General features: G+C 33.2%; 15 protein-coding genes. 8 read left to right on the top strand and 7 right to left on the bottom strand.

Features of this window, described 5'->3' with window-relative positions:
* The first annotated feature begins 6 nt into the window (after positions 1 to 6).
* The 6 genes from ACXAGJ_RS18520 to ACXAGJ_RS18545 all read left to right on the top strand — a co-directional run bounded on the left by ACXAGJ_RS18520 (position 7) and on the right by ACXAGJ_RS18545 (position 3,685).
* Complete coding sequence (locus ACXAGJ_RS18520) at positions 7 to 894, top strand: hypothetical protein (protein ID WP_474841831.1); 888 nt, start codon at positions 7 to 9, stop codon at positions 892 to 894.
* Positions 895 to 896: 2 nt separating this feature from the next.
* Positions 897 to 1,178 (top strand): hypothetical protein, encoded by a 282-nt coding sequence (locus ACXAGJ_RS18525; protein WP_474841833.1) that lies wholly within the window; start codon positions 897 to 899, stop codon positions 1,176 to 1,178.
* Positions 1,179 to 1,214: 36 nt separating this feature from the next.
* Complete coding sequence (locus tag ACXAGJ_RS18530; RefSeq protein ID WP_474841835.1) at positions 1,215 to 1,580, top strand: hypothetical protein; 366 nt, start codon at positions 1,215 to 1,217, stop codon at positions 1,578 to 1,580.
* Positions 1,581 to 1,821: 241 nt separating this feature from the next.
* On the top strand, positions 1,822 to 2,448 hold the full coding sequence (locus ACXAGJ_RS18535; protein WP_474841837.1) for a hypothetical protein: 627 nt from the start codon (positions 1,822 to 1,824) through the stop codon (positions 2,446 to 2,448).
* 6 nt (positions 2,449 to 2,454) lie between these two features.
* Positions 2,455 to 2,892 carry a PH domain-containing protein gene (locus ACXAGJ_RS18540; RefSeq protein WP_474841839.1) on the top strand — a complete coding sequence of 146 codons (438 nt, stop codon included), beginning with the start codon at positions 2,455 to 2,457 and terminating at the stop codon, positions 2,890 to 2,892.
* Positions 2,893 to 2,926: 34 nt separating this feature from the next.
* Positions 2,927 to 3,685, top strand: coding sequence for a LytR/AlgR family response regulator transcription factor (locus ACXAGJ_RS18545; protein ID WP_474841841.1), 759 nt, complete (start codon positions 2,927 to 2,929; stop codon positions 3,683 to 3,685).
* A gap of 67 nt (positions 3,686 to 3,752) precedes the next feature.
* On the opposite strand, the gene ACXAGJ_RS18550 is transcribed toward ACXAGJ_RS18545, so the two are convergent.
* Positions 3,753 to 4,382: a hypothetical protein gene (locus tag ACXAGJ_RS18550; protein ID WP_474841843.1), complete on the bottom strand. Its 630-nt coding sequence runs from the start codon at positions 4,380 to 4,382 to the stop codon at positions 3,753 to 3,755.
* A 585-nt stretch (positions 4,383 to 4,967) separates the two neighbouring features.
* On the opposite strand from ACXAGJ_RS18550, the gene ACXAGJ_RS18555 reads away from it, so the two are divergent.
* Positions 4,968 to 5,282 carry a hypothetical protein gene (locus tag ACXAGJ_RS18555; protein WP_474841845.1) on the top strand — a complete coding sequence of 105 codons (315 nt, stop codon included), beginning with the start codon at positions 4,968 to 4,970 and terminating at the stop codon, positions 5,280 to 5,282.
* Between the two features lie 82 nt (positions 5,283 to 5,364).
* Here the strand turns inward: ACXAGJ_RS18555 and ACXAGJ_RS18560 are convergent, their stop codons facing one another.
* The 5 genes from ACXAGJ_RS18560 to ACXAGJ_RS18580 all read right to left on the bottom strand — a co-directional run bounded on the left by ACXAGJ_RS18560 (position 5,365) and on the right by ACXAGJ_RS18580 (position 8,448).
* Complete coding sequence (locus tag ACXAGJ_RS18560; RefSeq protein ID WP_474841847.1) at positions 5,365 to 6,468, bottom strand: LytR/AlgR family response regulator transcription factor; 1,104 nt, start codon at positions 6,466 to 6,468, stop codon at positions 5,365 to 5,367.
* A 96-nt stretch (positions 6,469 to 6,564) separates the two neighbouring features.
* Entirely contained in the window at positions 6,565 to 7,038 is a 474-nt protein-coding gene (locus ACXAGJ_RS18565) for a hypothetical protein (protein WP_474841849.1), read from the bottom strand.
* 174 nt (positions 7,039 to 7,212) lie between these two features.
* Positions 7,213 to 7,707, bottom strand: a complete 495-nt coding sequence (locus tag ACXAGJ_RS18570) for a hypothetical protein (protein ID WP_474841850.1) — start codon at positions 7,705 to 7,707, stop codon at positions 7,213 to 7,215.
* Positions 7,708 to 7,731: 24 nt separating this feature from the next.
* Positions 7,732 to 8,013, bottom strand: a complete 282-nt coding sequence (locus ACXAGJ_RS18575; protein ID WP_474841852.1) for a SemiSWEET family sugar transporter — start codon at positions 8,011 to 8,013, stop codon at positions 7,732 to 7,734.
* A gap of 27 nt (positions 8,014 to 8,040) precedes the next feature.
* Entirely contained in the window at positions 8,041 to 8,448 is a 408-nt protein-coding gene (locus tag ACXAGJ_RS18580; RefSeq protein ID WP_474841854.1) for a hypothetical protein, read from the bottom strand.
* Between the two features lie 304 nt (positions 8,449 to 8,752).
* Between ACXAGJ_RS18580 and ACXAGJ_RS18585 the strand changes: the two genes are divergently transcribed.
* The gene (locus ACXAGJ_RS18585) at positions 8,753 to 9,754 is read left to right on the top strand and encodes a hypothetical protein (RefSeq protein ID WP_474841856.1); all 1,002 of its coding nucleotides are present in this window, start codon (positions 8,753 to 8,755) and stop codon (positions 9,752 to 9,754) included.
* Positions 9,755 to 10,239: 485 nt separating this feature from the next.
* Here ACXAGJ_RS18585 and ACXAGJ_RS18590 read toward each other — a convergent pair.
* Positions 10,240 to 10,704 (bottom strand): hypothetical protein (locus ACXAGJ_RS18590; RefSeq protein WP_474841858.1); only part of this gene is annotated, 465 nt, incomplete at its 5' end.

Genomic DNA, 10,704 nt, shown 5'->3' on the forward strand with positions numbered 1-10,704 from the left:
AACATCATGGATATTTTTGAAGTATTAGAAACATTAGGAGATTTTATCTTCGACGGAGACGGAACGATTACCGCGTTAAACGGTTTTATTGATGCAATTATGCCCTACTGCTATCTATTGGCAAGCATTATCATGGTGATACTGGTAGCGACAAAGGTAATTACCTATTTTGCTAATCCCTCTAGCAACATGGACCCATATGTATTGGTGAAGCCTATTTTGGTATTATCTGCACTGTTTTTATATCGACCTCTAGTTGATTTTCTAATTGTGCAGCCGGTTGATTTGGTAACCGATGCTGTAGAAGCTGCAAGTCTAAAAGCTACCAACACCAGAGATCTGGATAGTTTTAGAAATATTGTAGGGCAAGGACTTACGGCATTTGCGGATGGCGATAATAATGATGGGATTAGCATTTATGATTTTCTACAAGTATCTGCTGCGCTAGAATTTATACATCTACTTATCCAGATCGTTGCCTTGGTAATTATAGGGTTCATATTACTAAAACAGCTGGTCATGAAAGCCATTTACCTCATACTAGGTGTCTTGGTCCTGCCACTATCTTTAATCCCATCCAACTTTGAGATCCTAAAAAAATGGTTTTTTGGTTTTTTATCGGTGATGTTATGGTTACCGGTATTAAGAATTTTCCAAACCATTATAGCACTCATTCACAATGCTCCGGTTGATGGATTTGCACAACCATTATTTGCGGTAGTACTGCAGGTAGTAATGATTTACTATATATGGAATGTTCCTAAATACGCCAACTTCCTGGTAAGCAGTGCAGGTGAAAGCGGAGGAAGTATTGTATCAGACGGAATAAATACAGTATCCACGATGTATCAGATCAATGGATTTAGATCAATGGGGAAAAATCAAAATAAATAATCATGGAATATAAAACACCTAAAGTACTTGAAAAAAAACCTGTAATCGGCGGTTTTGATTTGATGACTATCGTCATCATAGCAGGATGTTTTTTAGCCTTTTTGTTTACAGTATTTGCTTCATTTTTAGGATCATTAGTATTTATACTGATAGGAATGGCATATGTAAAAATTCAAAAAAAATATCCTAAAAAAGGAGAGTTAAGTACGCTGCTGAAATACAATTCTAGCATAAAATGCGTACAGGTAGATCAACCGATAACAACTTTAATAAAAACGAAATAAAATTTTAAATCATAAACACTTAAAACAAATGTAATTATGGAAACTAGAACATTAAAAACAAGCACAAACATTAATGTAAAATCATTAAAAACAAAATTGAACAGCACTAAATGGATTTGCACGCTTCTTTTAACGGTATTGTATATCGCACCAACCTTTGCGCAATCCGATGATATCAACGCGCAAATAAGTACTTGGGGAGATCAAATCAAAGTCATACTTAATGCAGTAGTAGGGATTTTCTCTATAGCAGGAGGTTTCTTAATCTTTATTCAGTATATGCAAGGTAATGAACAAGCGCAAAAGAACTTTATTCGATTTATTATTGGTCTAGCCATTTTTGGACTAGTAGCCCTAATCGCAAATGTTTTCTTGCCAGATGTAGGATCAGATCTGAACTAAAACAATCAAATGATGCATTTACGCTATAAAACACTTATGTTTTATCCATTAGGGTAAATTTCAGAAAAAGGGTCACCCATGTTCTAAGGCAGACCTATTCAAAAAATAACAAGTTGTAAACCCTCATTTTGTGAGGCACCTAATATTCCCTTATCCAAGGGAACAAGGAGCTTCTTGTTTAATTTTTTAGGGTGGCCCTTATCAAAAAACACTAAAAAAAAACATTATAAAAACATAAATCATGGATTTACAAACCTTAAAAAATATCCCAGCCAGTTTTGCTCTGGCAAAACGTTCATTACTCTATTGTTTACTGGTATCTATTATAATATCAGTAAGTAGTCTAGTCTGGGCTTTTGTAACTACAAATACCATAAAAAACACAGCTTTTGTATTAACCAAAGACGGACAAGCGGCCATGATGAAAGGAATCTCATTGACCGAAGTAGATGAGTTCAGGAAACCAGAAATCAGAAATCATATTAAAATGTTTCATGAAGGTTTTTGGGAAATTGATCAGTTCAATTATGAAAGACGGATTAACAAAGCCTTATACCTATCAGGAAGATCTGGTAAACAATTGTATCAGACCTTACAGGCTAATGGACACCTGGCAAAAATCGTAAGTCAAAACCTAACGCAAAGCATAGAAATAGATTCGGTTAAGATCAATGACAAGGTGACCCCTTATAAAGCAAAACTATACGGAAAGTTACGCGTGTCTAGAACCGATCAAAAGGCTGAAACCGTTAATGATTTCAAAGCTCAATTCGTATTGCACAATGTCTCTAGAACCGATCAAAACCCTCATGGACTTTTGATTGAAAATTACTTACTGCAATCAAAGCCTGTTACCATTCCAAAATAAAACAATATGCAAACTGAAACTGAAAACAATATTTGGGAGGGATCCCCCTCCCAATGGATGCATTTTCCATTCTATATCGGTTGCAGCCTACTACTCATCATCTACGGTTTAGGATTAGTATTAGCGTTTTATAAATATATAGAAACCAAATGCATTCGACTTCGGATTACTGACCAACGGGTGATTGAGAAACGAGGGGTTTTGTCTGTAACTACGAACCAGTTAGAATTATACAGAGTAAAAGACATCAAGCTAGAACAACCGCTGATGCTACGCATTTTTGGATTAGCAACCATTGTTCTAATCACCTCAGATAGTACAAATCCCATCTATAAAATCAAAGGAATCGAAAACGGTCACAAACTCATCGAAAAAATCAGGATATCTATAGACAAAAGAAGAGATGCCAAGGGGGTTAAAGAATACGATTTTATCAACCTGTAATGACCTTTTTAAGATCAATTAAAACAACAGAGACATGAACACACAACATATAAATGCCATTATCATCGAAAATGATATCGCAGAGGCTCACCAAATAAAAGCGATTATAGAACAAGAGTGTCCAAACATTACCATAGCCGCAATAGGATGCAACCCAATTGAAACGCAAAATGTTATTCAAACTAAAACATATGATATGATTATTATGCGTCAAAAAACAGGAATAGCATATGCTTTCAAAATGTTAGAAAATGCCGCAGTCGATTTTGATGAAAAAGAATTGATCTTAATTTCTACACAGGAAGAACATTATATTCAAAAATTTACCAAAGCTGCTGCGGGGAGCATTCTTCCATCATTTGATTCTAAAGGAATTCAGCAAGTAATCCAAAAGGCAACACAAAGTATTGCTCATCAAAAAGAGGCTACTTCATTTTTACAACAAACGACTGTACAACCAAAACCTTTGAACCTACTGGCTATTCCCTCTACCGACGATGTTAAGATCCTAAAAATAAGTGATATTCTTTATTTGCAATCCGAAGGAAAATATACCGTGTTTCATACTACTCATGAGAAAAAAATTGTTTCGAGCACCAACCTGGGAGAATACGAAAAGAAGTTGGCGCATAACAATTTTTTTCGGATTCATAATTCCTTTTTGGTCAATATGGATAATATCGTTAATGTTCAAAAAAGAGACGGTGTATATATCGAAATGAATAACCGTGAAATGATCCCAGTAGCTAAACGCAAAAAAGATCCCCTTTTTCAGTTTTTGGGAATCAAGTAAATACTATCATTTCTCTACAAAAAAAAATTGATCTACATAAAGATCAATTTTTTATATATCTATTCAATTAATAACGCATTTTTCTTGTACTAATAATTGGCTCTGCATATGTGTCTTTTTGCTTGGGTTTATTTCTATTTGATTTGACAGGCTTTTTGCTTAAGACATTTTCATTTGAAGGTTTGTGAAAATCGGAAAAATCTAAGCCTTGGTATTTAATGTTAGCATTATCGTATTGTAATGCTTTTTGATTTTTACCCTTCGCTATTCCAGAAGAATCATTTAAAACATTATTAGCTTTTTTCAAACTCTTATCTATTATTATTTGATCCACTAGGCTCTTTGTCTTATCCACTTTTTTTATTGAATTTAAGATTAATTTTCCAAGCTTAGAATGAGTAGACTTATGCTTTTTTAACATTGCAATTCGCTTTGTAAGAGCTTTAAATACATCGTCCTTTTTTATTGCTTCTATATCTTCACCTTTACTTTTCAACAATTTAGCACGATCAAGAAGTTTCTGTTTATTGGTTTTAATTTTTTTATTAAGCGATTTGATCGTCTCTACTTCTCTTCTACCATTTGCTTTCAACTCATTAAGTACTTCTGCTAATTCACCACTATAATTTTGTAATTTTTTAAGGGGACTCTTTTTTCTTGTGATAAAATCCCAAAACGTTTTTATTCTTTTAATCATGATATTCGTTTTTTAATATTCGTTGTGCTATTCATCAAACCCTTCATCGTATTTCCTATGTTTTAGAAAAAGAGATGTTTATTATCTATTGATGGCATAACTACATGCTGCCGGTAATTGCTTTAATAGTTGTACTAATCTTTGCCATCCTTGTACTGTAAATAATTTTGTGCTATTCATAATATGTTGTTTTAAGATTATTTATTCTTTACGAGAGCTAAATAACCTCTTTTATAGCCTTATTGCTAAGGTGAAGTAACAACCGGTCGGTTTGAAGTAATAACTGCCCATGTGTATCTGTTTTCTAAGGTGAGGATAGTAGATTATGGGTCAGGATGCCAATAATAGCCGTTTAGGAAACGTAATTGATTAAATGATCGGTACATTAATGAGTTTTGATGGTTTATATTACCCTTATTTTATTAGTAGCATCAAATATTACTTCAATTACACCATCATCAATCTTGTGGATAAAGCCTCTTAATTTAGCCTTGTGATTGAAAAACAATCCAGCTGATCTGAAGTATCGTAGGGTCAATACCAGATCAGTTAAAAAAATAATTAATAATCATAAAACTCAAAATCATGTTTAAAAAAATCAAAGAATTCTTTAGCGGGGTAATCAATAAATTAGGAGGAACAAGAAACCCACAAAGAGATCGAGCCAACACTCACGCGTCACCACAGTTTGATTCGGATGCATGGAAACTACACTCTCAAGGAAATGAAAGAGGTTCGAACATCTCGGCAGACTTAGAAAAATTAATAAGTTCAGACAAATCACTATCAAACCAAGAAAAGAATGAAAGAAGATATTCTCAAGCTCCTTCAGACTTAAAAAAGAAATTTAAAAATAAAAAGCCCAGAAAAAAATCAACCGGAAGTAAGATGTCAGTTTAATGTTTAAAAGTGTACCATATTTATTGCAAAAAATCAGAAGTAGTTACTTCTGATTTTTTTTATGGAAGTAATTATCGTATATCTATATACTTAACCACTGTCTAAACTCTGCCGCTCTATTTTTACTGATAATAATTTCAACATCCTCATTACCCGTAATCAGAATTTTGAGCTGACTGTTTCCATATCGTACAATCTTTTCGATGGCACTAATACTGATAATAAATTGTCTGTTGGCTCTAAAAAATAAGGAAGGATCCAGACTTTGATATAGCTCATCTAAGCTCAGATTTGAAGTCGATCTTTTACCGTCAATTCTAAAAATATACGTAATGCTATTTTCTGTCTGTGCATAAGCTAACTGGTCTATAGAAATGGGTACCAATTCATTTCTGATATAGGTTAGAATCCTTTGTTTATCGGTTTTTGTAGTAGTTCCTTCAGTTTGTGGTTGATTGGCTTGCTCTGTAATAATTTGTTGTTGATGTGCAATCAAATCTGTGTTTAACTTGGATAAATTAAACAACTCACTCTCTAGTGCACTATTTTTGGATTCTAATTGTTTCTCGTATAAACCTCCAAGGATTCGTACTGCAAAAAAGGAGAGTAAAACAATAAATCCTCCCATCAAAAGGAGAATTCTGTAGTAACGGTTTTTAAGTTGTTGGGTTTGGATAGTGATCTTATCCAGGTTAAAATTGGCTGCTACTAATAAGTCACTTTCTTTTACAGGAGAGATGTGTACCACTTCAGACTGATGTATTAATTCATCATCCTTTTTTTGACTTACCAATATGTCATACAATTGATCTGTTCGGTCTTCTTTCTCAAAAGCATCCAAAATATTTTGATTAGAATTTACCTTCTCTCCCACTTTGGTCATTTTGGGATGACAGATCAACTTTCCTGACCAATCCATTACCGAAATAAAAGAAGTCATCTCATCGGTATCATTAATGGCAGATTGTACATTTTCCCGTATCACCTTAAGTTCGACACCGCTGGTTAACTGGGTAAATATCAATTGAGCCATCTCATCGGCTTCTCGGGTACTGGATTCTAGCTGAATGGTAATCAACTGATCAGAACTCTCCATAATAAAATGCTTCACACTAAAAGAGGCAACGATCAAAAAGATAACCGTAATTGCGATGAAGGTTAGTAAATGGAGTTGGTCCTTTCTCATAAACAAAATATTTATGAGTAAAATTACTACATTTTTTATGCAAAAACCGAGCTAAAGGAAAAGAATAAAGCTACTACTTGCAAATATTACTAATTCTTAAAATTTGGGCTTATTTATTTTCTTTTGCCCATTTTGCTGCAAGTTTCTATGGTTTTTTTGAGGCAATGGCTTCTTTTCTGGAATTTTGGTAAAATCACTCCACCCTGGTTCTTGTGCATTAGTCTGTGTATGATGTTGTTCTTTGGTATGCTCAAGAGGTTGTCGAAGTTCATGAAATAACTTCTCTGTATGATACATTTTGGCCGAAGTATCTTTTATAAATGTATCCAGGGCTACTTTCATGCCATCCAAATGTTGATGTTGTATTCCTTCCAGCAATTCTTTTTGATTGGCGTTAGAAAATTCTGGCAGCGTTTGTTTGATGTCATTTTGCATCCTATATATTTGATCCACCAACTTGTCTCCAAAATGTTCTTTAAACTGATCAACCTGATGAAATATATCCTGATATTGCTTTGCGATTTGCTGCATTATTTCGTTTGGTCCTTTATGTTCAACTTTCTTGCTCATATTCTTTTATTCTGAAATCAACTTTTATAATTAAGATGATGGTACACTAAGATCTCTTTTTAGTATTCCTGAATCTACAGTACGAATCTAAAGATTTGTTTATCTAGTATTACCCAGCGATTAATAAATGGGGTATTTGGGGTAATAGCTGGTCAAATCGTATCAGCTCTATCTCTAAAATGATATTCTACTTATTCGGTTACTGTTTCGGTAAGAGTTTTCCCTTGATTGCTCCAAAGCATTACTTTTGTTTTTCCTAGGAGGTAAAGGTGGAGCAGGCTCTTTATATCCCTCTGGAACTTTTGAAAAATTAGCAAAATTAATTTCTTTATCTTTTTTTGGTCCAGGATTCGAGAATAGCATTTCTTCCAACTCTTTGGAGAGCTTTGGTTTTTTACCTGCTTTAAGATCTTTAATCATCTCCTTAATCTCTTTGTAGAGTGGAGAGCTTGGATAAATGATATGTGCATACCTCCCATCTTTTAATTCTACCAGCTCTACTCCATTTTTCTTACCATAGCTTTTATCAATGTTTTTTTGAAAAGCAGCAAAATTTTTAACATCATGTAAGACAATATCTGCTTTTTTACCATCTACAGATTCTAATCTATAGATCATCTCCAGATTTTTGACTCTTTTTTCTTCTTGATTGTTTTCTTCTAGTGCCATATTACTAATACATTTATGTGTTTTTTATCTCCGTAATTCTTTAATCACCCTTTTGTGATACCAATACTTTTGCCAGATCAAGAAAAGACCTACCAAAGTGGTAATCGCATTACAAATAAGGATAGGAAGACTTTGGATCATCGTTCCATAACTTAACCAACATAACCCTGCCAAGGTATATAAGAGCAGCATTGGAAGCGATAAACCTGTTGTAGATTTGCATTTCCAGGTTTTGTATACCTGGGGCAAAAAGGTGGTAGTGCTTAATGCTGCCGCCAAAAAACCCATGATTTTTACTGTTTCCATAACTTTGTTTATTTATCGGTTGTTGAATCATGAACTGATTCCAAAACCTTGATTAGGTTTTAATTTTTGAATTTTCTTTTTTGTCTTTTTAAGTAAAGCCTGTTTTTTAACTTCTTTCCCATTATTGACCGTTTTTTGTGCGTTATAAGGCAGCTCACTATTCAGTTTGATAAACTTTTCCAAAAGTCTCTTTTCTTTCAGTCGAGCTTCACTCAAATCACTGACTTTGCCTTTCTCTAGCTTCGCTATATTGGGTTGAACTGTTTGGCTTTTTACTTCCCGAACAGCAATACGCTCTTTCAAACGACTATGCTTTTCTTTTTGTGTTTTGGGATGTAGTTCTTCTTTTTTTACCAATCCTGCCATAAGTTGTATCAACTCTTTTTGAGTGACTTTCCTTTTTTCTGATGCTGTATTTGTTAAAGCTTTTTTCATCCCTTTTGTAATTCCGAAACAGTAATAATGTTTATAAATGCTATCACTCTAATTCAGGAATCAACATATCTAATTTGTCTCCAAGATATATACAGAAACAGAAATCTGTATGTCAGAAGTAATAAGTGGTAGGACTGAAGTAATATTCGATCATCAAAAATACAATCAACCAGTACATAAACAACGATAACCCATCTATTCCCGTAATTATCCCAGGTATTACTTTGTGATATGTATTAGAGTAAAGACCCCCTAATTTGGTTCCAGAATTTAAAATTATAATAACCTAAAAAATTAAGAAATTATGGGATATAGAGATGATTTTTATACGAAAGATAATATTGTAGGGTATACCGGTGATATTGCCAACAATCCAACGGTCTATTTTATGACTGAAAAAGATGGAATAAAAACTTATGGGCGTATCACACTTAACTATCCAAAGGACAAAAAAAATGAAGGCCGGGAATTAGTAAGATCAAGAAAAGACTATACCAGGGAAAACCTGTCTGTTCATAAGGAAAATTTAGGAGGTGAAACAAAATACACCTTAAAATCCAAAATAAAAGCTCACAATATTAAAAATATGTCAAGGAAAGGGGATACAACAACAATCACAGACAACAATGATAAAATATGGGTATTTGAGAAACATTGCGTAGAAAGAGTAAATGGTATAATAGAGCATGTAAGTCGAGGTAAAATTAACGAGAATTTGACTGAACTTGAAAAAGTAAATCTATTCAAACTTGTTACAGAATGCAGACCAGAATTGAAAGAAAGAAAGAAAATGTATAAGGACAAAGACGAAATAACAGAACTAGAATTTCAAGATGTTGATCAAAATGGTGATAAAATCTTCAATTTTGATAAAAAAGTAAATTCTAATTTAGAACCTCCAAAAATCATTAGTACAAAAAAAGAACAAGAACTTGAACAATTAAAAACTTCTGGCGAAGAGAAAATGGTGCCGAAAACAAAATCAACGCCAGACAAACAAGTTGATAAAGAGATATTAGCTGTTCTTTCATCAGACAAAACCAAAGAAAAAGATCTTCAAAAACCGGGATCATCCAAAGATCCACAACTTGAGAAACCTATTGCACAAAATAACGGATTGGACTTAGATGCTTTAGCCTCACCAAAATTCAAAGAAAAGAAAAAAGAATTAGAATTATTAACCTCTCCAAAATTCAGAAAAAAGAAAAAGTCAAAACAAAATACAAGGTCCACAAACCCCAACAAAAGTGGAGATAATAAAACCAGACAAACTAGACAAAGACGAAGAAGTTCTATGGGTCAATAATAGAAGATAGGTTTTACCGTAATTACGAGATCAACCAGCAAAACTGTCTGAAACTTATTTCAGACAGTTTTTTTATTACTTAGTTTATAAGATAAAGCTGCAACTCTTACCACAAATATTATCTCGATACTTTAATGTTTACAAAAATGCTGTAAAGTGTATCCTTAAAATTCAATAAACGAATACAACACGGTAAAATCATAACTTAATGATGGGAGCAATCCTCCTAAAAACTCAGAGAACAAATAAAACGAACAAAAAATAGCATCCAGAGTAGTAAAGTGCTACTCAAAAAGCTTATTAAAAAAACATATAGAAACTATAACGTAATTCATTTCCTGCCTTGAATGATTTTGAAAACCCCAAAGGTTCACAAAAATCTATTCTCACTAATGCATAAGTTTAGATCTTGGGCAAAAAAATATCGAGGATCTAAATCCTCGATATACTTCTATTAATTTGACTCTACTTATTTGCTATGAATGCTACCTGCCAGGTCTTCTCCCTCTTCTAACATTGCGGTTCTGAGCATTATTATTCCGAACATTGTTGTTCTGAGCATTATTATTCTGAACATTATTATTCTGAACATTGTTGTTCTGAGCATTATTATTCTGAACATTGTTGTTCTGAACATTGTTGTTCTGAGCATTATTATTCTGAACATTGTTGTTCTGAGCATTATTATTCTGAACATTGTTGTTCTGAACATTGTTGTTCTGAGCATTGTTATTCTGAGCATTATTATTCTGAACATTGTTGTTCTGAACATTGTTATTCTGAACATTGTTGTTCTGAGCATTATTATTCTGAACATTGTTGTTCTGAGCATTATTATTCTGAACATTGTTGTTCTGAGCATTGTTGTTCTGAGCATTGTTATTCTGAGCATTATTATTCTGAACATTGTTGTTCTGAACATTGTTATTCTGAACATTGTTGTTCTGAGC

It is taken from the genome of Aquimarina sp. AWH4_224 (assembly GCF_056160245.1).